The 22,470-nt window shown below is 66.2% G+C and carries 17 protein-coding genes and 1 pseudogene; 12 read left to right on the top strand and 6 right to left on the bottom strand.

What is annotated here, in order from left to right; genetic code table 11:
* Positions 1 to 97 precede the first annotated feature (97 nt).
* The 8 genes and pseudogenes from AB5K84_RS27365 (at position 98) to AB5K84_RS27330 (ending at position 9,643) form a co-directional block, all read left to right on the top strand.
* Positions 98 to 1,594: a CoA-acylating methylmalonate-semialdehyde dehydrogenase gene (locus AB5K84_RS27365; protein WP_011086731.1), complete on the top strand. Its 1,497-nt coding sequence runs from the start codon at positions 98 to 100 to the stop codon at positions 1,592 to 1,594.
* Between the two features lie 22 nt (positions 1,595 to 1,616).
* On the top strand, positions 1,617 to 2,762 hold the full coding sequence (locus tag AB5K84_RS27360) for an isobutyryl-CoA dehydrogenase (protein ID WP_011086732.1): 1,146 nt from the start codon (positions 1,617 to 1,619) through the stop codon (positions 2,760 to 2,762).
* The gene (locus tag AB5K84_RS27355) at positions 2,759 to 3,826 is read left to right on the top strand and encodes an enoyl-CoA hydratase/isomerase family protein (protein WP_011086733.1); all 1,068 of its coding nucleotides are present in this window, start codon (positions 2,759 to 2,761) and stop codon (positions 3,824 to 3,826) included. The genes AB5K84_RS27360 and AB5K84_RS27355 overlap by 4 nt, the downstream gene beginning before the upstream one ends.
* Positions 3,827 to 3,847: 21 nt before the next feature.
* A pseudogene (mmsB, locus tag AB5K84_RS27350) lies at positions 3,848 to 4,741 on the top strand (3-hydroxyisobutyrate dehydrogenase); the annotation flags it as partial.
* 132 nt (positions 4,742 to 4,873) lie between these two features.
* Positions 4,874 to 6,592, top strand: coding sequence for an AMP-binding protein (locus tag AB5K84_RS27345; RefSeq protein WP_011086735.1), 1,719 nt, complete (start codon positions 4,874 to 4,876; stop codon positions 6,590 to 6,592).
* Between the two features lie 132 nt (positions 6,593 to 6,724).
* Entirely contained in the window at positions 6,725 to 7,204 is a 480-nt protein-coding gene (locus AB5K84_RS27340; protein ID WP_011086736.1) for a MaoC family dehydratase, read from the top strand.
* A 144-nt stretch (positions 7,205 to 7,348) separates the two neighbouring features.
* Positions 7,349 to 8,266 (top strand): SDR family NAD(P)-dependent oxidoreductase, encoded by a 918-nt coding sequence (locus tag AB5K84_RS27335; protein WP_011086737.1) that lies wholly within the window; start codon positions 7,349 to 7,351, stop codon positions 8,264 to 8,266.
* 144 nt (positions 8,267 to 8,410) lie between these two features.
* A complete protein-coding gene (locus AB5K84_RS27330) occupies positions 8,411 to 9,643 on the top strand; it encodes an NAD(P)/FAD-dependent oxidoreductase (protein ID WP_011086738.1) in 1,233 nt (410 codons plus the stop codon).
* Positions 9,644 to 9,673: 30 nt separating this feature from the next.
* Here the strand turns inward: AB5K84_RS27330 and AB5K84_RS27325 are convergent, their stop codons facing one another.
* A complete protein-coding gene (locus AB5K84_RS27325) occupies positions 9,674 to 10,891 on the bottom strand; it encodes an MFS transporter (RefSeq protein WP_011086739.1) in 1,218 nt (405 codons plus the stop codon).
* 92 nt (positions 10,892 to 10,983) lie between these two features.
* On the opposite strand from AB5K84_RS27325, the gene AB5K84_RS27320 reads away from it, so the two are divergent.
* Positions 10,984 to 11,886, top strand: a complete 903-nt coding sequence (locus AB5K84_RS27320) for a LysR family transcriptional regulator (RefSeq protein ID WP_011086740.1) — start codon at positions 10,984 to 10,986, stop codon at positions 11,884 to 11,886.
* Here AB5K84_RS27320 and AB5K84_RS27315 read toward each other — a convergent pair.
* The 3 genes from AB5K84_RS27315 to AB5K84_RS27305 all read right to left on the bottom strand — a co-directional run bounded on the left by AB5K84_RS27315 (position 11,883) and on the right by AB5K84_RS27305 (position 15,392).
* The gene (locus AB5K84_RS27315) at positions 11,883 to 12,962 is read right to left on the bottom strand and encodes a D-TA family PLP-dependent enzyme (RefSeq protein ID WP_011086741.1); all 1,080 of its coding nucleotides are present in this window, start codon (positions 12,960 to 12,962) and stop codon (positions 11,883 to 11,885) included. The two genes, AB5K84_RS27320 and AB5K84_RS27315, sit on opposite strands and share 4 nt — an antisense overlap.
* Before the next feature lie 112 nt (positions 12,963 to 13,074).
* Entirely contained in the window at positions 13,075 to 14,886 is a 1,812-nt protein-coding gene (locus AB5K84_RS27310; RefSeq protein WP_011086742.1) for an ABC-F family ATP-binding cassette domain-containing protein, read from the bottom strand.
* Between the two features lie 2 nt (positions 14,887 to 14,888).
* A complete protein-coding gene (locus AB5K84_RS27305) occupies positions 14,889 to 15,392 on the bottom strand; it encodes a YaiI/YqxD family protein (RefSeq protein WP_011086743.1) in 504 nt (167 codons plus the stop codon).
* Between the two features lie 106 nt (positions 15,393 to 15,498).
* Here AB5K84_RS27305 and AB5K84_RS27300 point away from each other — a divergent pair, with 106 nt between their 5' ends.
* Positions 15,499 to 16,299, top strand: coding sequence for a hypothetical protein (locus AB5K84_RS27300; protein WP_038966887.1), 801 nt, complete (start codon positions 15,499 to 15,501; stop codon positions 16,297 to 16,299).
* Positions 16,300 to 16,399: 100 nt separating this feature from the next.
* Here the strand turns inward: AB5K84_RS27300 and AB5K84_RS27295 are convergent, their stop codons facing one another.
* A complete protein-coding gene (locus AB5K84_RS27295; protein ID WP_011086745.1) occupies positions 16,400 to 18,772 on the bottom strand; it encodes a xanthine dehydrogenase family protein molybdopterin-binding subunit in 2,373 nt (790 codons plus the stop codon).
* 213 nt (positions 18,773 to 18,985) lie between these two features.
* Between AB5K84_RS27295 and AB5K84_RS27290 the strand changes: the two genes are divergently transcribed.
* Together AB5K84_RS27290 and AB5K84_RS27285 are read left to right on the top strand one after the other, a co-directional pair.
* Positions 18,986 to 20,059, top strand: a complete 1,074-nt coding sequence (locus tag AB5K84_RS27290) for a Ppx/GppA phosphatase family protein (protein ID WP_011086746.1) — start codon at positions 18,986 to 18,988, stop codon at positions 20,057 to 20,059.
* A 1-nt stretch (position 20,060) separates the two neighbouring features.
* On the top strand, positions 20,061 to 20,747 hold the full coding sequence (locus AB5K84_RS27285) for an RlmE family RNA methyltransferase (RefSeq protein ID WP_011086747.1): 687 nt from the start codon (positions 20,061 to 20,063) through the stop codon (positions 20,745 to 20,747).
* 153 nt (positions 20,748 to 20,900) lie between these two features.
* Here the strand turns inward: AB5K84_RS27285 and AB5K84_RS27280 are convergent, their stop codons facing one another.
* Positions 20,901 to 22,391: an MFS transporter gene (locus AB5K84_RS27280; RefSeq protein WP_011086748.1), complete on the bottom strand. Its 1,491-nt coding sequence runs from the start codon at positions 22,389 to 22,391 to the stop codon at positions 20,901 to 20,903.
* Positions 22,392 to 22,470: the final 79 nt, after the last annotated feature.

Here is a 22,470-nt window from a genome sequence, read left to right as displayed (position 1 = left end):
GCACATCTATGGTGCAATATATCAGACTTGAATCCTATAAAATGCAGGTCGATAGGAATTGTCAAAGCGAACAGGCTGGCCTGAAGGAGATATTTCCATGCGTTCAATCGGACATTTCATCGGCGGCAAGGAGGTCAAGGGTACCTCGGGCCGCACCGCCGACGTTTTCGAGCCGATGACCGGTGACGTGCAGGCCAAGGTGGCGCTGGCGTCCAAGGCCGAGGTCCGCGCTGCCGTGGAGAACGCCCGCGCCGCGCAGCCGGAATGGGCCGCGACCAACCCGCAGCGCCGCGCCCGCGTCATGATGAAATTCGTCGAGCTGGTCCAGCGCGACTACGACAAGCTCGCCGAGCTGCTGGCGCGTGAGCACGGCAAGACCGTGCCGGACGCCAAGGGCGACATCCAGCGCGGCCTCGAGGTCGCGGAATTCGCCTGCGGCATCCCGCATCTGATGAAGGGTGAGTACACCGAAGGCGCCGGCCCCGGCATCGACATCTATTCGATGCGCCAGGCGCTCGGCGTCGTCGCCGGCATCACGCCGTTCAATTTCCCGGCGATGATCCCGATGTGGAAGTTCGCGCCCGCGATCGCCTGCGGCAACGCCTTCATCCTCAAGCCCTCCGAGCGCGATCCCGGCGTGCCGATGCTGCTCGCCGAACTGATGATGGAAGCGGGCCTGCCGGCCGGCATCCTCAATGTCGTCAACGGCGACAAGGAAGCGGTCGACGCCATCCTCGACGACCCCGACATCAAGGCCGTCGGATTCGTCGGCTCCACGCCGATCGCGCAGTACATCTATGAGCGCGCCGCGCAGACCGGCAAGCGCTGCCAGTGCTTCGGCGGCGCCAAGAACCACGCCATCATCATGCCCGACGCCGACATGGACCAAGCGGTCGATGCGCTGATCGGCGCCGGTTACGGCTCGGCCGGCGAGCGCTGCATGGCCGTCTCCGTCGCGGTGCCCGTCGGCAAGCCCACCGCCGACCGCCTGATGGAAAAGCTGATCCCGCGCGTCGAGTCCTTGAAGATCGGCACCTCGATCGATCCGTCGGCCGATTACGGTCCGCTGGTGACGCGCGAGGCGGTCGAGAAGGTCAAGGGCTACATCGACATCGGCATCAAGGAAGGCGCGACGCTCGCCGTCGACGGCCGCGGCTTCAAGATGCAGGGCTACGAGAAGGGCTTCTATCTCGGCGGTTCGCTGTTCGACAACGTCACCAAGGACATGCGGATCTACAAGGAAGAGATCTTCGGCCCGGTGCTCTCGGTGGTGCGCGCGCACGACTACAAGGAAGCACTGGCGCTGCCGTCCGAACATGACTACGGCAACGGCGTTGCGATCTTCACCCGCGACGGCGACGCGGCGCGCGACTTCGCGGCCAAGGTCAATGTCGGCATGGTCGGCATCAACGTGCCGATCCCGGTGCCGATTGCCTATTACACCTTCGGCGGCTGGAAGAAGTCCGGCTTCGGCGATCTCAACCAGCACGGCCCGGACTCGGTCCGCTTCTACACCAAGACCAAGACGGTGACCTCGCGCTGGCCGTCCGGCGTCAAGGAAGGCGCGGAGTTCTCGATCCCGCTGATGAAGTGATCCTCTCAAGAGCGAGGCACCCATGCAGTTCGCTCTGAACGAGGATCAGATCGCGGTTCGCGACATGGCGTTGGCGTTTGCGGCGGAAAAGATCGCGCCGCACGCGCTGCGCTGGGACGAGGAGAAGCATTTCCCCGTCGATGTGATGCGCGAGGCGGCGACGCTCGGCATGGGCGGTATCTACATCCGCGAGGATGTCGGTGGCTCCGCTATGACCAGGTTCGACGCGGCGCTGATCTTTGAGGCGCTGGCGACGGGCTGTCCGACCACGTCGGCCTTCATCTCCATCCACAACATGGCGTCCTGGATGATCGATGCCTACGGCAGCGACACCCAGCGCCACAAATGGCTGCCGAAGCTCTGCACCATGGAGCTGATCGCGAGCTACTGCCTGACCGAGCCGGGCGCCGGCTCCGATGCGGCGGCGCTGCGCACCCGCGCGGTGCGCGATGGCGACCATTATGTGCTCAACGGCCAGAAGCAGTTCATCTCGGGCGCCGGCGGCACCGACCTTTTGGTCGCGATGGTCAGGACCGGCGGCGACGGCCCCGGCGGCATCTCGACGCTCGTCATTGACGGCAACACACCGGGAGTCTCCTTCGGTGCCAACGAGCGCAAGATGGGCTGGAATGCGCAGCCGACCCGCGCCGTCATGTTCGAGAACGCCCGCGTGCCGGTCGCCAACCGGCTGAGCGAGGAGGGCGTCGGCTTCAAGATCGCGATGGCCGGCCTCGATGGCGGCCGTCTCAACATCACGGCATGCTCGCTCGGTGGCGCGCAGACCGCGCTCGACAAGGCGCGCAACTACATGAAGGAGCGCAAGGCGTTTGGAAAACGCCTCGACGAATTCCAGGCGCTGCAATTCCGCCTTGCCGACATGGCGATCGAACTCGAGGCCGCGCGCACGTTCCTGTGGCGGGCCGCAGCGGCGCTCGACCGCAAGGATCCTGACGCCACCATGCTCTGCGCGATGGCCAAGCGCTTCGGCACCGATGTCGGCTTCGAGGTCGCCAACCAGGCGCTCCAGCTTCACGGCGGCTATGGCTACCTCAGCGAATACGGCATCGAGAAGATCGTGCGCGATCTGCGCGTGCACCAGATCCTCGAAGGCACCAATGAAATCATGCGACTCATCGTGGCGCGCAAACTGATCGAGGGCGCGCGATGACGGCAGCGGAAGAGGGCGATCTGGTCGCCCGCGTCGAGGGATCGGCCGGCGTCATCAGGCTCAACCGTCCCAAGGCCATCAATGCCGTGACGCTCGAGATGTTTCGCGACATCGAGACCGCGCTCGACCGCTTCGAGACCGATGCGGCCGTCGCCGTGATCGTGCTGGAGGGCGCCGGCGAGCGCGGCCTGTGTGCCGGCGGCGACATCCGCACGCTCTGGGAAAGCTCGAAGGTTCATGGCGACCTCGGCAAGATCCTGTGGCGCGAGGAATATATCCTCAACGCCCGGATCAAGAGGTTTCCAAAGCCCTATGTCGCCTTCATGGACGGCATTGTGATGGGCGGCGGCGTCGGGCTCTCCGCGCATGCGAGCCACCGCGTCGTCACCGATCGCACCAAACTCGCGATGCCCGAGGTCGGGCTCGGCTTCTTCCCGGACGTCGGCGGCACTTATCTGTTGTCGCGCTCGCCGGGCGAGATCGGCACCTATTTCGGCCTGACCGGCCAGACCATGAACGGGCCGGACGCGATCCACGCGAAGTTCGCCGATTGGGTGGTGCCGGCGGCGAAATGGCCGGAGCTGCGGGATGCGCTGACGAAGCTGCGCTCCGGTGCAACCGCGGCCGAGGTCGGCAAGCTCATCAACGGCTTTGCGACCGGCGAGACCGCCGGGCCGGTCGCGGCAAAGGAGCCGATGATCGATGCGCTGTTCGGCTTCGACCGGATGGAGGACATCGTCGCCGCGCTCAAGCGCGACGGTTCCGAATTTGCTCTGGCGACACTGAAGACGCTCGGCGAAAAATCGCCGCGCGGCATGGTGGTGACGCTGAAGCTGCTGCGGCTGGCACGCGCCGCGTCGAGCCTGGAAGAATGTCTGGTGCGCGAATATCGCGCCGCGCTGGAGGTCTTCCGCAGCGACGATTTCCGCGAGGGCGTACGCGCCGCCGTGATCGACAAGGACCGCAATCCGATCTGGTCGCCGCCGCGGATCGAGGATGTGACGCCGGAATTGCTTGCGCCGTATCTCGCCGAGATTGGCGCCGACGAACTCAAGTTCAACTAACAACAGTCTCAAGCGGAGGAAACGACAATGGCCACGATCGCATTCATCGGTCTCGGCAACATGGGCGGCCCGATGGCGGCCAATCTGGTCAAGGCCGGCCACAAGGTCGTCGCGTTCGACCTCGTCGAGGCCTCGCGCGCGCAGGCCAAGGCCGATGGCGCCGGCATTGCCGACAGCGCATCGGGCGCAGTGAAGGGCGCCGATGTCGTCGTCACCATGCTGCCGGCCGGCAAGCATGTGCTCGGCGTCTGGAACGAGGTCGTCCCTGTCATGACCAAGGGCGCGCTGATCATTGACTCCTCCACCATCGACGTCGAGAGCGCGCGGCAGGCACACGCGCTTGCCGCCAAGAACGGCGTGCTCTCGGTGGATGCGCCGGTGTCCGGCGGTACCGGCGGCGCCAAGGGGGCGACGCTCACCTTCATGTGCGGCGGCGAGGACAAGGCGTTCGCCGCGGCAAAGCCCGTGCTCGAAAACATGGGCAAGAAGATCGTGCATTGCGGCGGCGCCGGCGCCGGCCAGGCGGCCAAGATCTGCAACAACATGATCCTCGGCATTTCCATGATCGCTGTGAGCGAGGCCTTCGCGCTGGGTGAGAAGCTCGGCCTCTCGCATCAGGCGCTGTTCGACGTCGCCTCGACCTCGTCGGGCCAGTGCTGGTCGCTGACGACCTATTGCCCGGTTCCGGGCCCGGTGCCGAGCTCTCCGGCGAACAACGACTACAAGCCGGGTTTCGCCTCGGCACTGATGGTGAAGGACCTGACCCTGGCGCAGGATGCCGCCAAGGCCGCCGGCGCGGCGACGCCGCTCGGCCAGCATGCGCAGGAGATTTACCAGGCCTTCGACAAGGCGGGGCAGGGCGGGGTGGATTTTTCCGGAATTATCAAGCACGTTCGCGGCCTCGCTGGAAAATAGCGAGGCTTTGCCCGTAGCCCGGATGGAGCGAATCGAAATCCGGGACAGCTTCTGCCAATTGCGTAGCCGGCCCCGGATTGCGCTCCGCTCCATCCGGGCTACGCTCGCAGGTCAATTGGACGGGCCCGGACCATGACGACATTTCAGGAAGCGCGCGCGTTTCTTCTACAACACCGCACGGATTACGAGGCGGCGGTCAAAGGCTTCCGCTGGCCCGATCCGACCCCCTTCAACTGGGCGCTCGACTGGTTCGACGCCGAGCTGGCGGCGAATGCGGAGAGCAAGGATCGCCCCGCGCTCTGGATCGTCGATGCCGCACAGGACCGGCAGACGAAATTGTCCTTCGCGGCGCTGTCGCGCCGTTCCAACCAGGTCGCCAACTTCCTCCGAGCGCAGGGCCTGAGGCGTGGCGACCATCTCCTGCTGCTGCTCGGCAATGTGGTTCCGCTGTGGGAGACCATGCTCGCTGCGATAAAGCTCGGTGTCGTCGTCATCCCCGCCACCACGCTGCTCACCGCCGACGAGCTGCGCGACCGGCTCGATCGCGGCAAGGCGAAGGCCGTGGTGGCCGCGCAGGATCAGGTCGCGAAGTTCGCGAGCCTCGGTGCAGAGAATGTCGTCCGCATCGTGGTCGGCGCGGCCTCCGATGGCTGGCTCGCTTACGATGAGGCGGCAGAGGCTCCGGATAGCTTCGTGCCCGACGGCCCCACCCACGCCGACGACCCGATGCTGCTCTATTTCACCTCGGGCACCACGGCAAAGCCGAAGCTGGTGCTGCATAGCCAGCGCAGCTATCCCGTCGGCCATCTCTCCACCATGTACTGGATCGGGCTGAAGCCCGGCGACGTCCATCTCAACATCTCTTCGCCCGGCTGGGCCAAGCACGCCTGGAGCTGCTTCTTCGCGCCGTGGAACGCGGGCGCCACCGTGTTCGTGGTGAACCAGCCGCGCTTCGATGCGAAGGCGCTGCTCGCCACCATCGGCCGCTGCGGTGTCACCACGCTATGCGCGCCGCCGACCGTGTGGCGGCTGTTCATCCAGGAGAACCTTGCCTCGTTCAAGGTCGCGTTGCGCGAGGTCTGCGGCGCCGGCGAGCCGCTCAATCCCGAGGTGATCGACCAGGTGCAGGCGGCCTGGGGCCTTACCATCCGCGACGGCTACGGCCAGACCGAGACCACCGCGCTTGCCGGCAACTCGCCGGGGCAAAACATCAAGGTCGGCTCGATGGGCCGCCCGCTGCCGGGCTATCGCGTGCAGGTCAGCGATGCCGACGGCAACCCGGCGAAGGAAGGCGAGGTGACGCTGGTGCTCGGGGCGAACCGTCCCGCCGGCCTGATGCAGGGCTATCAGGGCGACGACGGCAAGCTCTCGGGTGCCGAGGGCGCACTCTATCGCAGCGGCGACGTCGTGTTCGAAGACGAAGATGGTTATCTCACCTTCGTCGGCCGCTCCGACGACGTGTTCAAATCGTCCGATTACCGCATCAGTCCGTTCGAGCTGGAAAGCGTGTTGCTCGAGCATGAACTCGTCGCCGAGGCTGCCGTGGTGCCGAGCCCGGATCCGATCCGGCTGGCAATCCCCAAAGCGTTCGTGCTGCTGACTTCGGGGTCGGAGCGAACACCGGAGACGGCGCTTTCGATCTTCAAGCACCTGCACACCCGCCTTGCGCCGTTCAAGCGCATCCGCCGCCTTGAAATCGTCACCGAGCTGCCGAAGACGATCTCTGGCAAAATCCGCCGCGTGCAGCTACGACGTCTCGAGCGCGACGATGATCGGGGCGATCCGCTGCGTGGCCGGGAATTCCGCGAGGAGGATTTTCCGGAGCTGCCGAAAACCCGGAGCGAGAGTTAAGTGGGTACCTTCGTCATTCCGGGGCGCGCGGAGCGCGAACCCGGAATCCATTCGGCGACAAACTCTGTGGCACAGTGGATTCCGGGCTCGATGCTGCGCATCGCCCCAGAATGACGCCATCTGGAGCTATCAATGAACGAAGTCTGGAAGAAGCCGCCGATTACGCTGGACGCCTATCAGGCCATGGTCGGCAAGGAGATCGGCGTGTCGTCATGGCACCTGATCGACCAGCCCCGCATCGACACCTATGCCGACGTGATCGAGGATCACCAGTTCATCCACGTCGACCCTGAACGGGCAAAGAAGGAGACCGCGTTCGGCACCACCATCGCGCACGGCTTCCTGACCATGTCGCTGCTGTCGATCATGTCCTATGAGGTGATGCCGGTCATCGCCGGCACCACGATGGGCGTCAATTACGGCTTCGACAAGCTGCGCTTCATCTCGCCGGTGCGCTCGGGAAAGCGCGTCCGTGGCCGTTTCGTGCTGGCGGAAGCCAAGCTGCGCAAGCCGAACGAGCTGCAGTCCCGCACCAATGTCACTGTCGAGATCGAGGGCGAGGACAAGCCGGCGCTGGTCGCCGAGTGGCTGGGCCTGATCTATTTCGCGTAGGTCTGGCCGGGCTTGACCCGGTCCTTCAACGCTGCTCAAAAGCTGTCCGATCTCTCGCGGAGCGCTCTTACCCACTCCCCCTGTGGGAGAGGGTGGCTTCGCGCCACCTTCTCCCACGAGGGGAGAAGGAAGAAAGGAAGCACAATGGCAATCAGGTTTGACGGACGCGTCGCCATCGTCACCGGCGCGGGCAATGGCCTCGGACGGGCGCATGCGCTGGGACTGGCCAGCCGCGGCGCGAAGGTCGTGGTCAACGATTTCGGCGGCGCGCGCGACGGCACTGGTGGCTCGCTGTCGCCGGCGGAAGCCGTGGTCGAGGAGATCCGCAAAGCCGGCGGCACCGCGATGGCCGACGGTGCCGACGTCTCGAACTTCGAGCAGGTCACCGCGATGGTCGAGCGTGCCACGAAGGAATGGGGCAGCGTCGACCTCTTGTGCGCCAATGCCGGCATCCTGCGCGACAAGTCGTTCGGCAAGATGGAGGCGGCCGATTTCCAGAAGGTGCTCGACGTGCACCTCGTCGGCACCTTCTACTGCTGCAAGGCGGCCTGGGCCGGCATGCGCGACCGCAACTACGGCCGCATCGTGCTGACCACGTCGTCCTCCGGCCTTTACGGTAATTTCGGCCAGGCCAATTACGGCGCGGCGAAGTCCGGCATGGTCGGCCTGATGAACGTGCTGGCGGAAGAGGGCCGCAAGACCAACATCCGCGTCAACATCATCTCGCCGACCGCGGCGACCCGCATGACCGAAGAGCTGCTGCCGCCGCAGGCGCTGCAACTGATGAAGCCGAACGCGATCACGCCCGCTGTCGAGTACATGCTCAGTGAGGATGCGCCCACCCGCACCATCATGGGCGCCGGTGCCGGCTCCTTCGCCGTGATCAAGATTGTCGAGAGCGAAGGCATCAACCTGCCGGAGTCCGAATGGACGCCGGACGCGGTCGCCGCGCATTTCGCCGAGATCAGCGACATGTCGAAGGCGAAGGCTTTGCAGGGCGCCTTCGAGCAGACGCAGAAGTATGTTGCGCAGGCCGCGGCCAGGGCCGGCATCAAGCTCTGAGTTGTCATTCCGGGGCGCGCGTAGCGCGAACCCGGAATCCATCGTGCCTCAGAATCCGTCGTCTAATGGATTCCGGGTTCGCGCCCAAGAAGGCGCGCCCCGGAATGACGAGCTAGGCGCCAGAATCTGGCCTAAACTCCCACCATGACCGCACCCGAATCCCACGTTGCCATCATTGGCGCAGGTCCGGCCGGGCTGATGGCGGCCGAGGTGCTGGCGCAGGGTGGCGCGCGCGTCACCGTCTACGACGCGATGCCATCTGCCGGCCGCAAATTCCTGATGGCCGGCCGCGGCGGACTCAATCTCACCCATAGCGAGCCGCTGCCGCAGTTCATGCCGCGCTATCGCGAGGCGGCGGCGAAGCTGCAGGCCGCGATCGAAGCGTTTCCACCCGACGCGCTGCGCGCCTGGAGCGCGGCGCTGGGCGAGCCGACCTTTGTCGGCACCAGCGGCCGCGTGTTTCCGAGGGCATTCAAGGCTTCGCCATTGCTGCGCGCGTGGCTACGGCGACTGGACGCCAGCGGCGTACGGTTCGCCTTTCGCCATCGCTGGACCGGGTGGGATGGGGAAGAGCGGCTGCTGTTTCAAACCCGGAGCGGCACCTCCGTCGTTGCCGCCGATGCCACGGTGCTTGCGCTTGGCGGCGCAAGCTGGCCGCGGCTTGGGTCGGACGGCGGCTGGGTCGATATCCTTGCGGCCAACGGCATTACCATCTCAAAGCTGCGGCCGGCCAATTCCGGCTTCACCGTCGCCTGGTCCGAATTGTTCCGTGACCGTTTCGAGGGCCAGCCGCTCAAGGGCGTGGCGCTGACGATAGGTGCACACACGGTGCGCGGCGAAGCGATGATCACCCGCGGCGGCATCGAAGGTGGCGCGATCTACGCGCTGTCGGCGGAGCTGCGCGAGGCGGTGCTGGGGATCGGGCAGGCGATGCTGACCATCGCACTGCGGCCCGACCTCGCCGCCGCCGCGCTGACCACGCGCCTGTCAGGTACGCGCGGCAAGCAATCGCTCGCAAACTTCCTGCGTAAGGCCGCGCAAGTCTCGCCGGTCGGGATCGGCCTGATGCAGGAGGCCGCGATCGCATCCGGCCGGCCGCTGGCATCGTTCTCGCCGGCCGAGCTCGCACACCTGATCAACGCAATTCCGGTTCAGCTCACCGGCGTTGCCCCGATCGATCGCGCGATCTCGACTGCAGGCGGAGTTTCGTTTGACGAGCTCGACGCGGACTTCATGATCCGCAAGCTGCCGGGCGTGTTCGCCGCCGGCGAAATGCTGGACTGGGAGGCGCCAACCGGCGGCTATCTGCTGCAGGCGTCGTTCGCGACCGGCGCTGCCGCGGGCAGGGGTGTGCTGGGGTGCCTGAAGCGCTCATAGAACCCTGTCGAGGCTCGCTGATAGAGGCGCTCATGACGTCCCCGTCCGGCTGACGAGATCCGTGACCAGGCCGAGCACCCCAAAACCCGCCGCCACCGCGCAGACCATCGTCCAGCCGCCAAGGGTCCATGCCAGCGATGCCGCGGCGGCACCGACACCGCCGCCGATGAAGAACAGCGCGACGAACAGGCCGTTGATGCGGCCGCGTGCCTCGGGCCGCAACAGGTTGATTGCCCGGCGGCCGAGCGTCTGGTCGGTGGTGATGCCGACATCGAGCAGGATGGTGCCCAGACTGAGCACGAGGAGGGCGGCAATGCGGGACTCCAGCGCGCCGGCCCAGGCGCAGAGCGCGAGCGAGCCGATGATGAGCAGATGGGCCGCAACAAACATCGAGCGTGCCCATCCCTTGTCCCCCCACCGGCCGGCCATCGGCGTCGCGGCGGCGCCAACGACGCCAATCAGCGCGAAAGCGGCAATTCCCTTGGCATCGAGGCCGAACGGCGCCTCCGGCAGTCGCAGCGCGACCGCCGACCAGAAGGCGGTGAAGGAGGCCATGACCAGCGATGCGGTCCAGGCGCGCACGCGCAGCACGGGCTCTTCGCGCAGCAGCCTGGGAAATGAGCGCAGCAATTCGCCGTAGCTTGCGCGCACCGGCGATTGCAGGACTGGAAGGTAGCGGCCGAGCGCGCCGGCAAGCAGCGCCATCAGGGCGGCGGAGACGACGTAGTAGGCGCGCCAGCTCCAGAGATCGGCGATCAGGCTCGCCGCAGGCCGCGACAGCAGAATGCCGATCATCAACCCGCTCATCACCTCGCCGATGGCCTGTCCGCGCCGCTCCGGCGCCACCATTGACGCAACCAGCGGAACCATCATCTGAATCGCCGCGCAGGAGGCGCCGAGGGCGAAGGTGCCAAGCAAGAGCAGGAACGGCTTCGGCGCAAACGCCGTGGCGAGCGCGGCAAGGATAGCGCAGCCGAGCGTGCGCAGGATGACGCGCCGGTTTTCGACGAGATCGACCAGTGGCACCAGCAGCAACAGGCCGAGGGCATAGCCGAGCAGCGTCAACGTGCTGATCAGGCCCGCCTGCCACGCCGGCATGGACAAGGAGCGCCCGATCTGCCCGAGCAGGATCTGCGGCGCGAACAGGTTGGTGACGACGACACCGGCAGTGATGGCGCCAAGCCAGATCAGGGGCCGTTCGGCGAGTTGGTTTCGCGACGCAAGCGTGGGGGTTTCTGAAATCGTCATGGGACCTCGCGGGGCTCAGTGCAGGTCCCTTTAAGCCGCGGGTCTAATATGCTACAATTCAAATAAGTCTATAAAGAATATGCGAGTTAGTTATGAACACCCATGACCTTGTGGCGTTTGTTGCGGTAGTCGAGACCGGATCGATCGTGGCGGCCTCGGCGCGCCTCAATCTCACGCAGCCCGGCGTGACGCGGCGTATCCAGAACCTCGAGGAGATGCTGGGGGCGAAGCTTCTGGACCGGCTCTCCAAGCCGCTGAAACCGACCGCGGCGGGCCATGAAGCGTATGAGCAGGGCCGGCGCCTGCTCCGGATGCTGGACGATCTCAAATCAGGGGTCGCCAATGACGGCGTGGTGCGCGGCGAATTCCGGCTCGGCCTGACGCCGTTCCTCTCGGAGGCGGGGCTGACCGGACCGCTCGACGCGGTGCGTGCCGAATTTCCCGCGCTGGCCGTGCGTGTCGTCTCCGGCTGGTCGCCGAACCAGCTCGAACGTGTCTGCCGCAACGAGCTCGATGCGGCCGCGATCTGTCTGCCCGACGGCGCGGTCCCGCCTTCCGATCTCGCCGCCGACGATCTCGGCGCACAGCCCGTCGTGTTCGTCGTTGCGCGCGACATGAAGATCCCGCGCATCGTCGATCTTGAACGGCTGTCGCAGCTGTCGTGGGTGATCAACCAGGACGGTTGCGGCTTTCGCGATTCGCTGAAACGAAAATTCGACGCGGAGCATCTGCCGTTCAGCATCGCCGTGGAAGCGCTGGACAGCGAGCTCCGCCTGTCGCTGGTGTCGCGCGGCCTCGGCGTCGGGCTGGTCACTCCGATCGCCCTGAAACGCAGCGCGTTTCGCGACAAGCTCAAGCCGGTGGTGGCGCGCGACTTCAAACCCGCCGTGCGCGCCTGGATAGTCCATCGTGCGCCCGCCGGCCGTCTGGAGCGGCCGATCAAGCTGTTCCGCGATGGACTGGACCGGGAGCTCCAGGCGATGATCGGGAGTTAGCGCAGCTTCCCCCGCGCCGCCACCGGCAGCGTGCCGATGATCTCCTCGCCACGCACCATCACGACCTCGTCCATCATGTTGACGACGACGCAGACATGATTGGGAATGATCCGCACGACGTCGCCGACGTTCGGGCGCGTGTTGCTGCGGGAGAGATCGAGGAAGCCGTGCTCTTCGGCAAAGCGCGCGATCTTGGCTTCGGGGTGCTCCAGGATCAGGCCGTGGCCGTCGAGCCCGCCGGTGTCCGTGGTCAGCGTCTTCGAGCCGGCGTCGAGGATACCGCGCTCGGGCGCGGCGCGGCTCACCACGGTCGAATAGATGTGCAGCGCGCAGTCGTCCCAGGTGGCGGAGCCGGCCGCGACCTGCATGCGGTCGTTGTAGATATAAGTGCCGAAGCGATGCTCGGTGCCGCCCTTGAGCTTGCCGATGTTGACGAGGTTCGGCGTGCCGCCGGTGGAGACGATCTTCGCATCCAGCCCGTGCGCGCGCACGCCGGCCAGCGCCTCGTCATAGAATTTCTGCGCGTCCGCCCAGCCGGTCTCGGTCGGATAGAGCATGAAGCCGGCGAATTCGAGCCCCTTGGACCCGGCGATCTCGCGCGCCAGCGCAATCGCCTCGGCCGGCGTCTCGACGCCGGCGCGCTTGCGGCCGGTATCGCATTCGACCACCACCGAGAGCGGACGGCCTGATGCTGCGGCCGCCTTGGGCAAACCGGCAACGACCGTCGAATTGTCGGCGGCCACCGTCATGTTCGCCTTCGCCTGCAGCGCGCCGAGCCGCGCCATCTTCTCTTCGCCGAGCAGATTGTAGCTGATCAGGATGTCGTCGATGCCGGCATTGGCCATGATCTCGGCCTCGCCGAGCTTCTGGCAGGTGATGCCCTTGGCGCCGGCCGCGATCTGCATCTTCGCAATGGTCGGGTTCTTGTGCGTCTTGATGTGGGGACGATTGGCGACGCCGGCCTCGTCGCAGGCCTTCTGGATCCGCGCGATGTTGCGCTCGACCTTGTCCATGTCGATGACGGCGCAGGGGGTGCCGTATTCACGGGCGATCTTGGCGGCGAGAGGAGTGGTCATGTGATGTCTCTATGTTCGGTCCTGCAGGATGGGTAGAGCGCGGCGAAACCCATCATTTGCAGCAACCGGGCAAGTGTCGATGGGTTTCGCTTCGCTCTACCCATCCTACGGTTCAAGCCTGTTCGATTTCTTCGCGGAGCATTTCCAGTTCGAGCCAGCGCTCTTCGGCGGCGGACAATTCGTCATGCGCCTTGGCGATGGCGGCGGAGGTGTCGTCGAATGTCTTGCGATCCTTGGTGTAGAGGTTGGGATCGTCGAGCACGCGTTGCAGCTTGGCGATGTCGGCCTGCAACGTCTCCATCTTCTTCGGAAGTGTTTCCAGCGCGTGCTTCTCGTTGAAGCTCAATCGCCGCTTTGGCGCGGCAGCGGGAATAGCGATCCGCTCCTCTTTCTTCTCCGCGGGGGCTTGCGCCTTCGCCGTCTCGCGCTTCAAGTCCGCGCCGCGCTGCGCCAGCATATCGCTATAGCCGCCGGCATATTCGATCCATTTGCCGTTGCCCTCAGGCGCGATCACGGAGGTGACGACGCGGTCGAGGAAGTCGCGGTCATGGCTGATCAGGATGACGGTGCCCTCGTAGTCGCCGAGCATGTCCTCGAGCACGTCCAGCGTTTCGAGGTCGAGATCGTTGGTTGGCTCGTCCAGCACCAGCAGGTTCGAGGGCTTGGCCAGTGCGCGCGCCAGCATCAGCCGGCCGCGTTCGCCGCCGGAGAGCACTTCCAGCGGCGTGCCGCGCTGCTCCTGCGCGAACAGAAAGTCCTTCATGTAGCCGACGACATGCTTCGGCTTGCCCCCGACCATGATCTGGTCGCCACGGCCGCCGGTCAGTGCCTCCGCCAGCGTCGATTTGGGGTCGAGGCTTTCACGGTGCTGGTCGAGGGTTGCCATCTCCAGATTGGCCCCGAGCCGCACGGTGCCGCTGTCAGGCTGCATGCCGCCGGTGAGCAGATTGACCAGCGTGGTCTTGCCGGCGCCGTTCGGCCCGATGATGCCGAGCCGGTCGCCGCGCTGGATGCGGGTGGAGAAATTGTCGACGATCTTGCGCTCGCCATAGGCCTTGGTGATGCCCTTGGCTTCGATCACCAGCCTGCCGGACTGCTCGGCCTCGGCGGCTGCGAGATTGGCGCTGCCAGCGGTGCCGCGATAGTTGCGGCGCTGGTCGCGCAGCGTGTGCAGATTGGCAAGCCGCTTGACGTTGCGCTTGCGCCGGCCGGAGACGCCGTGGCGCAGCCAGTGCTCCTCGTCGACGATCTTGCGGTCGAGCTTGTGCTGGTCGCGCTCTTCTTCCGCCAGCACCTCGTCGCGCCAGGCTTCGAACGAGGCAAAACCGCGGTCGATCTGCTTGATCCGGCCGCGGTCGAGCCAGGCGGTCGAGCGCGAGAGGTTGGTGAGGAAGCGGCGGTCGTGGCTGATCAGCACCAGCGCGCTGCGGCGGCTGTCGAGCTCCTGCTCCAGCCACTCGATGGTGGAGAGATCGAGATGGTTGGTCGGCTCGTCCAGCAGCAATATGTCGGGCGAGGGCGCAAGCACACATGCGAGCGCCGCGCGGCGAGCTTCGCCGCCGGAGAGGTTGTGCGGGTTCTCGTCGCCGGTCAGCCCGAGCTGCTCGAGGAGATAGCGCGCCTGATGCTGGTCGTCGCCGGGCGCAAGCCCCGCCTCGACATAGGCGAGCGTAGTCTTGTGGTCGCCGAAGTCAGGCTCCTGCGGCAGATAGCGGATCGTGGCGCCCGGCTGCACGAAGCGTGTGCCGCCGTCGGGCTCGACCAGGCCAGCCGCGATTCTCAGCAATGTCGATTTGCCGGAGCCGTTGCGGCCGATCAGACAGACCCGCTCGCCAGTCGCAACGTTGAGCTCGACGCCGTTCAAGAGCGGCGTGCCGCCAAACGTCAGCTTGATGTCCTTGAGTTGGATCAGCGGCGGCGCCATCGTCAGCCCTGACTTGAATTCTGGCTGGTTGCGGCCGCATCAATGCGGCGCCGCTGGATCCGGCGCAGCGTCTGGTCGAGCGCCGAGAGGAACGTCGAACGGTCGCGCGGCGCGAACGATCGCGGGCCGCCGGTGACTTCGCCGGCCGAGCGCAGATCCGTCATCAGGTTGCGTACCGCCAGCGTCATCCCGATCGACTGTTCGGTGAACGGTTTGCCGTTCGGCGCGATCACGTCGGCGCCCGCCTTCACGCAGCGGCTGGCGAGCGGAATGTCGGAGGTCACGACGACGTCGCCGGGCCTGGCGCGTTCGGCGATCCAGTCGTCGGCGGCATCCATGCCGGCTCCGGCCGCGATGCGCTCGATCAAGGGGTCCTGCGGCACGCGAATGAAGTTGCCGGCCACCACGCTCACGGGCACGCTGTGCCGGAGCGCGACGCGGTAGATCTCGTCCTTCACCGGACAGGCGTCGGCGTCGACATAGATGCGGGTGGGCGTGTCAGTCATTCGCGGGGTGGTACCCCATTCGGGCCGCAAAGGCGAGGGGATTGACCGGTGTTCCCCGGGGCCTACGATCGATCCGAAACAACAGGAATTTTGGGGAAGGCCAGCCATGCCGAACCGGCTCGAAACCTACCGCGTCGAGGCCTACAACACCGCCAAACAATCCGAGAACAAGATGCATGACGACAAGGTGGCGCGCCGCTTCGGCTTCTCGGGCGGGCTGGTGCCCGGCGTCGACGTCTTCGCCTACATGATGCATGTGCCGCTGGCGCGCTGGGGCCGCGATTTCCTCACCCGCGGACTGGTGGAGGCCCGCTTCATCAAGCCGGTCTATGACGGCGAGAGCGCCGATGTCGATGCGACCGAGCACAACGGCCTGCTCACGATCGAGGTGTTCAGCCGTACCGAGCTCTGCGCCACCGGGACGGCTTCGCTGCCGGCGGCTGCGCCTGCGGTGGATTTGAGCGACTATCGCGCGGTCCCCGCGGTCGCCGAGCGCAAGCCGGTCAGCCCGGCGACGTTCGAGACCGGCAAATGGCTTGGCACAGAGCCGCGCCGATGGATCGGGCAGGCCGCCGCGGACTATCTCGCCGATATCAGGGAAACCGATCCGATCTTCGCGCGAGAGGGGCTCGGCCATCCCGGCCTGATCCAGCGCGTGATGAATCGCGTCCTCGTCGACAATACCATTTTGGGCCCGTGGATCCACGTCGGCAGCCGCATGCAGCTGCTGTCGCCCGCGCGTGCCGGCGACGAGATCGTTGCGCGGGCCAAGGTCACCGCGAACTACGAGAAGAAGGGCCACCGCTTCGTCGAGCTCGACGCGCTGGTCGTCGCCAACGGCACGACACCGCTGGCGCATTGCCAGCACACCGCGATCTACCAGCCGCGCGAGGAGGCTGCGGCGTAACATCCAGCGTCGTCATTCCGGGGCGGTCCGCAGGACCGAACCCGGAATCTCGAGGTTCCGGGTTCGATGCTTCGCATCGCCCCGGAACGACAAACAACTCCTACGCCGCCTTGCCCTTCGCATCCTGGATCGCACGCCACACGCGCTCCGGCGTCAGCGGCATGTCGATGTGCTTGATGCCGTGGTCGGAGAGCGCATCGAGCACGGCGTTCACCACGGTCGACAGGCTGCCGGCGCAGCCGGCTTCGCCGCAGCCCTTGCTGCCGAGCGGATTGGTCGTGGCCGGCACCGGGTGATCGCCGACCGTCATGAACGGCACGTCCTCGGCGCGGGGGAGGGCGTAGTCCATCAGCGAGCCCGTGATCGGCTGGCCGCTCTCGTCGTAGCGGACGTGCTCCATCAGCGCCTGTCCAATGCCCTGGACGACGCCGCCATGGAGCTGGCCTGCGACCAGCAGCGGGTTGATCACCGTGCCGAAATCGTTCACCGCGCTGTAGCGCACGATCTGCACCACGCCGGTATCGGGATCGATTTCGACCTCGGCGACGTGGCAGCCGTTCGGGAAGGCAGAGGGCACCGGCTCGCTGGTGTGATCGACGTCGAGGCTATCAGGCACGCCCTCCGGCACCTTGCCGTCATGCAGGCGCTTGGCCAGCTCCATGATGTCGATGCTGCGGTCGGTGCCGGCGATGGTGAAGCTGCCGCCTTCGAACTCGATGTCGGCTTCGGACGCCTCCAGCATGTGCGCGGCGGCGCGCTTGCCCTTCTCGATCACGAGCTTGGCGGCTCCCACGATCGCCATGCCGCTCGCGGTGATCGAGCGCGAGCCGCCGGTGCCGTTGCCGGTGTGGACGATGTCGCTGTCGCCCTGCACCAGCTTGACGCTCTCGAAGGGCACGCCGAGCTGCTCGCACAGAACCTGCGCGAATGGAGTGGCATGGCCCTGGCCGTAATCGAGCGTGCCGGTGATGAGCTGCACGCTGCCGTCGGGATCGAACACGATCTTGCCGAGCTCGGGGCTCGGCGGCGCCGTGACCTCGAGGTAGGAGCCGACGGCGATGCCGCGCAGCTTGCCGGCCTTCTTGCTCTCCTTCTTGCGCTTGGCGAAATTCTCGTGGTCGGAGATTTCGAGCGCCTTGTTGAAGACGGCCTGGAAGTCGCCGCTGTCATAGGTGACGCCGGAGGACGCCGGGAACGGCATCTGGGTCGGCTTGATGAAGTTGCGCTTGCGCATCGTCAGCCGGTTGATGCCCATCTCGTCGGCGGCGCGGTCGATCAGCCGCTCCATGTAGTAGTTCGCCTCGGGCCGGCCGGCGCCGCGATAGGCGCCCATCAGCGTGGTATTGGTCAGCACCGTCTTGATGTCGATGCCCATCAGCGGCGTGCGGTAGACGCTGGAAAAGTTCTTGCCGGTGTTGAGCGAGAGCGGGCCCGGCGCAACGCCGGTGATGTAGGCGCCGAGATTGCCGTAGCCTTCGAGCTTGGCCGCGAGGAAGTGCCCCTCGGCGTCGAGCGCGAGCTCGGCATGGATTTTTTGCGCGCGGCCGTGGCTGTCGGACAGGAAGCTGGTCGAACGCTCGTCCAGCCACTTCACCGGCCGTCCCAGCGCCTTGGCCGCGTACAGGATGCACATGTATTCGGGGTAGTTGATGTTCTTCATGCCGAAGGAGCCGCCGACATTGGCGGTGAGAATGCGCACCTTCTCGTTCGGCACTTTCAGGTTCTTGGCGAGGTTGGCGCGGTTGCCGGCGACACCCTGCGTCGGAACCTGGAGCGTGTAGCGCTCGGCCTTCTTGTCGTAGGAGGCGAGCCCGACGCGCGGCTCCATCGAGACCACGGCGACGCGGGTGTTCTCGATGTCGATCTTGGTGACGTGAGCGGCGCTGGCGAAGGCCGCGTTCACCTGCTCCATGTCACCATAATGGTAGTCGAGCGCGACGTTGTTCGGGATGTGGTCGTAGAGCTGCGGCGCGCCGGGCTTGGCGGCCTCCTCGGGGTCGGTCACAGCCGGCAACGGCTCGATATCGAGCTCGACCGCCTCGGCCGCGTCGCGCGCCTGGGCCAGCGTGTCGGCCACCACGAAGGCGACGGGATCGCCGACGAAGCGAACCTTGTCGGTCGCCAGCGGCTGGCGGTTGGTCTGGAGCAGGGGCGAGCCGTCACGGCTCTTCAGCGGCAGGCCGCAGGTGAAGGGGCCGTAGCCGGCGGCATCGAGGTCCGTCCCGGTCCAGACCCCCAGCACGCCCGGCATCGCCTTGGCGGCATCGAGGCCGATGCCACGGATGATTCCATGGGCGTGGGTCGAGCGGACCACCACGGCGTAGGCCTGGCCGGGCAGGTTGAAATCGTCGGTGTAGCGGCCCTTGCCGCGCACCAGCGTGTCGTCCTCCTTGCGGCGGACGGGCTGCCCGACGCCGTATTTTTGCAGTGCAATAGCGTTTTCGAGCGTGGACGATTTGGTGTGTTCTTGCATGGAATTGACCTGAAAAGCCGGCAATTGCGCGTTTTGGGGGGCGCTTGGGGGGGCCGGACCCCTCAAAAATAACCCACGGTCCCGTTCACGACAACGCACGAATGGGCATAGTGCCATGTGATGCGTTGTTGCGCAGGCCTGCCGCGCTGCTAATGTTTCAGGCGAAAAAGCAATTCCAGCTCGGCCCCAGCGGGCCGCGGAAAGACAGTTTGTATGAATGACCACACGCGGCTCCGCGACGGCCATGGGCCGCACGGTGAGCTCGAGGGGTCGATGGCGGCGGTGGCGTTGGCCACTGAACCGGCCGTCGCCGCGCAAGCGCCGGGAACCGGCGTCTACGCGGCGCTGGACCTCGGAACCAACAATTGCAGGCTCCTGATCGCCAGTCCGACCAGCGACGGCTTTCGCGTGGTCGATTCCTTCTCGCGCATCATCCGGCTCGGCGAGGGGGTCTCGGCGACCGGCTCCATCAGCGAGGCCGCGATCGAGCGCGCCATCGCGGCGCTCAGCATCTGCCGCGACAAGATCAACTTGCGGAAAGCGCGCCGGCTGCGGCTGATCGCGACCGAAGCCTGCCGCGCGGCCTCGAACGCGGAGGGTTTTCGCAGCCGCGTCGCGGCCGAGACCGGCATCGAGCTCGAGGTGATCGACCGTGAGACCGAGGCATCGCTCGCCGTGCTCGGCTGCTCGCCGCTGGTTGACCCCAGGGGGCGCGGCGCGATCCTGTTCGACATCGGCGGCGGCTCGACCGAACTGGTGCGGATCGAGCGCGATCCGGAAAATCCGGAGCCGCGCATCAAGGCCTGGATGTCGATCCCGTTCGGCGTGGTCACGCTCGCCGAGCAGTTCGGCGGCCGCGACGTGACGCCGGAGATCTACGACGCGATGGAGCGGGAGGTCGCACACCACGTTGCGCCGTTCGCCGAACAGCACGGCGTCGATCTCGCCGACATGCACCTGCTCGGCACCTCAGGCACGGTGACGACGCTCGCCGGCATCCATCTCAATCTGGCGCGCTACGACCGTCGCCGCATCGACAGCATCTGGATGAACGATTCCGACATCACCGCGACCATCAACAAGCTGCTCGGCATGAGCTACGAGGAGCGCGCGAACAACAGCTGCATCAGCGTCGAGCGCGCCGATCTCGTGCTTGCGGGCTGCGCCATCCTCGACGCGATCCGCCGCGCCTTTCCGCTGCCGCGCCTGCGCGTCGCCGACCGCGGCCTGCGCGAAGGCATGCTGGTCGAGATGATGCGCGAGGACGGCGCGCTCAGGAGCTGGTGAGATGGCCAAGGACACCACCGGCCGCTTGCACGTCCAGGTCAAGACCGGCGGCAAGCGCAAATTGTCGTCGAAGCTGTGGCTGGAGCGGCAACTCAACGATCCCTATGTGGCGAAAGCCAAGGCGGCGGGTTATCGCTCGCGCGCGGCATTCAAGCTGCTCGAGATCGACGACAAGTTTCGGCTGCTGAAGCACGGCATGGCCGTGGTCGATCTTGGGGCCGCGCCGGGCGGCTGGAGCCAGATCGCCGCCAAGCGGGTCGGCTCGGTGGACGGCAAGGGCAAGGTCGTTGCGATCGACCTTTTGGAGATGCCCGAGATTGCCGGCGTCGAGTTCGCGCAGCTCGACTTCATGGACAATGACGCGCCGGCAAAGCTTACCGCGATGCTGGGGGGCGGCGCCGATGTCGTGATGTCCGACATGGCCGCCAACACCACCGGTCACCGCAAGACCGACCAGCTCCGCATCGTCGGCCTGATCGAGACCGCGGCGGCGTTTGCGTGCGACGTGCTCAAGCCCGGTGGCACCTTCCTCGCCAAGACGTTCCAGAGCGGCGCCGATGCCGATCTGCTCGCCCAACTCAAGCGCGACTTCGCCACCGTGCGCCATGTGAAGCCGGCGGCGAGCCGGCAGGATTCGTCGGAACGTTACGTGCTGGCGACCGGGTTTCGCGGCGGGGCGAAGGCGTAGCAACGAACTCCGTCATTCCGGGGCGCCTCGAAGAGGCGAGCCCGGAATCCATTTCTCCCAGGACTCTTGCGGCACAATGGATTCCGGGCTCGATGCTCCGGGCCGCGCTTGCGCGGTCCCGTGGCATCACCCCGGAATGACGGAGCGCGTTTTTTATCCCAGCCGCTGGTCGCGCACGTCCTGCGTATCCTCCGTCGCTGCCTTCACGGCGGCCTTGGCCGCGCCCTTGCCGGCGCCCTTGCGGCTCGCGATTTCGGTCGCCTTGCGGCCGGAGATCTCGTGGCCGGCATCAGCGGGCATCTGCCAGAAGAACCAGCTCGACGCCGCCGAGGTCAGCGCGACCACGACGAAGGCCGGCGCGAACACGGTGGCGTTGAGCTCGCTGACATGGCTGAGCCACATCGTCGTCTCGACGGACGCTGCGCCGACGGCGACGCCGGCAGAGACCGCAAGCTGCTGGTTGACGCTGACGAGCGTGGTGGCGCGGCTCATCTGCCCAGTCTCGACCTCGGCATAGGCCACCGTGTTGATCGCGGTGAACTCGAGCGAGCGGAAGAAGCCGCCGACCACCAGGATCACCATGATGATCAGCAGCGGTGTCGTCACCGTGAACAGCGCGCAGACGCCAAGAAAGAACGCGCTGACGATCGCGTTCACCGTCATCAGATTACGGAAGCCGAAGGTGCGGATGATCCGCGCGGCCAGCGTCTTCATGCCCATGGCGCCGAGCGAGGAAGCAAACGTGACGAGGCCCGAATGGAACGGCGACAGGCCGAAGCCGATCTGCATCAGGAGCGGCAGCAGGAACGGCAGCGCGCCGATGCCGAGCCGGAACAGGAAGCCGCCGAGCACGGCCGCACGCAGCGTCGGCAAGGTCAGCAGCGAGAAGTCCAGCACCGGCGATCCCGTGCGCCGGGCATGAATGACATAGAGCGTCATCGAGATCGCGCCGCCGGCGATCAGCGCGGCGACCGTGCTCCAGGGCAGCAGGTTGAGGCCGGCCACCGACAGGCCGAAGGCGATGCCGGCGAGCCCGATCCCCGCGAGCACCATGCCGTAGAGGTCGAACGGCTCGCGTTCCTCGCTCTTGATGGGATCGATGAAGCGCAAGGCCATGAAGATGCCGAGCAGCCCGATCGGGATGTTGATCAGGAAGATCCAGTGCCAGGACGCGTAGGTCGTGATGAAACCACCGAGCGGCGGGCCGATCACAGGGCCTATGAGGGCAGGGACCGTCACCCAGGCCATCGCATTGACCAGCGCGCTCTTGTCCACCGAGCGCAGCAGCACGAGGCGCCCGACCGGCGTCATCATCGCCCCGCCCATGCCCTGGAGGATGCGCGCGAACACGAAATCCGTGACCGAGGTCGAGAGCGCGCAGCCGACCGAGCCGACCATGAAGACGCCGACCGCGATCGCGAACACCATCCGCGCGCCGAACCGGTCCGCGGTCCAGCCGCTCGCCGGGATGAACACCGCGAGCGACAGCAGATAGGAGGTGATCGCGAGCTTCAGCGTCAGCGGGCTGGTGCCGATGTCGGCCGCGATCGCCGGCAGCGAGGTGGCGATCACCGTCGAGTCCATGTTCTCCATGAAGAGAGCAGTGGCCACGATCAGCGGAATGACGCGTTGCTTGTCGACCATGACGGATTGGTAACGAAAATCGGAAGGAAGGGCGAGGCTTGCGGCTTAACACTGCCGCCCGGCGGCGACCATTGCGGAT

Source organism: Bradyrhizobium sp. 1200_D9_N1_1 (genome assembly GCF_052075915.1).
GTDB classification, from domain to species: Bacteria; Pseudomonadota; Alphaproteobacteria; order Rhizobiales; family Xanthobacteraceae; genus Bradyrhizobium; species Bradyrhizobium diazoefficiens.
The sequence above is the reverse complement of the archived record's forward strand: the minus strand, read 5'-3'. Positions and strand labels throughout refer to the sequence as shown.

What these genes read in the sequence shown, in the direction of transcription:
- AB5K84_RS27280 (WP_011086748.1), bottom strand. Translation starts at nt 22,391, where the DNA reads ATGGTCGACAAGCAACGCGTCATTCCGCTGATCGTGGCCACTGCTCTC.
- AB5K84_RS27325 (WP_011086739.1), bottom strand. Translation starts at nt 10,891, where the DNA reads ATGACGATTTCAGAAACCCCCACGCTTGCGTCGCGAAACCAACTCGCC.
- AB5K84_RS27365 (WP_011086731.1), top strand. Translation starts at nt 98, where the DNA reads ATGCGTTCAATCGGACATTTCATCGGCGGCAAGGAGGTCAAGGGTACC.
- AB5K84_RS27315 (WP_011086741.1), bottom strand. Translation starts at nt 12,962, where the DNA reads ATGACCACTCCTCTCGCCGCCAAGATCGCCCGTGAATACGGCACCCCC.
- AB5K84_RS27335 (WP_011086737.1), top strand. Translation starts at nt 7,349, where the DNA reads ATGGCAATCAGGTTTGACGGACGCGTCGCCATCGTCACCGGCGCGGGC.
- AB5K84_RS27330 (WP_011086738.1), top strand. Translation starts at nt 8,411, where the DNA reads ATGACCGCACCCGAATCCCACGTTGCCATCATTGGCGCAGGTCCGGCC.
- AB5K84_RS27345 (WP_011086735.1), top strand. Translation starts at nt 4,874, where the DNA reads ATGACGACATTTCAGGAAGCGCGCGCGTTTCTTCTACAACACCGCACG.
- AB5K84_RS27355 (WP_011086733.1), top strand. Translation starts at nt 2,759, where the DNA reads ATGACGGCAGCGGAAGAGGGCGATCTGGTCGCCCGCGTCGAGGGATCG.
- AB5K84_RS27320 (WP_011086740.1), top strand. Translation starts at nt 10,984, where the DNA reads ATGAACACCCATGACCTTGTGGCGTTTGTTGCGGTAGTCGAGACCGGA.
- AB5K84_RS27360 (WP_011086732.1), top strand. Translation starts at nt 1,617, where the DNA reads ATGCAGTTCGCTCTGAACGAGGATCAGATCGCGGTTCGCGACATGGCG.
- AB5K84_RS27300 (WP_038966887.1), top strand. Translation starts at nt 15,499, where the DNA reads ATGCCGAACCGGCTCGAAACCTACCGCGTCGAGGCCTACAACACCGCC.
- AB5K84_RS27290 (WP_011086746.1), top strand. Translation starts at nt 18,986, where the DNA reads ATGAATGACCACACGCGGCTCCGCGACGGCCATGGGCCGCACGGTGAG.
- AB5K84_RS27285 (WP_011086747.1), top strand. Translation starts at nt 20,061, where the DNA reads ATGGCCAAGGACACCACCGGCCGCTTGCACGTCCAGGTCAAGACCGGC.
- AB5K84_RS27310 (WP_011086742.1), bottom strand. Translation starts at nt 14,886, where the DNA reads ATGGCGCCGCCGCTGATCCAACTCAAGGACATCAAGCTGACGTTTGGC.
- AB5K84_RS27340 (WP_011086736.1), top strand. Translation starts at nt 6,725, where the DNA reads ATGAACGAAGTCTGGAAGAAGCCGCCGATTACGCTGGACGCCTATCAG.
- AB5K84_RS27305 (WP_011086743.1), bottom strand. Translation starts at nt 15,392, where the DNA reads ATGACTGACACGCCCACCCGCATCTATGTCGACGCCGACGCCTGTCCG.
- AB5K84_RS27295 (WP_011086745.1), bottom strand. Translation starts at nt 18,772, where the DNA reads ATGCAAGAACACACCAAATCGTCCACGCTCGAAAACGCTATTGCACTG.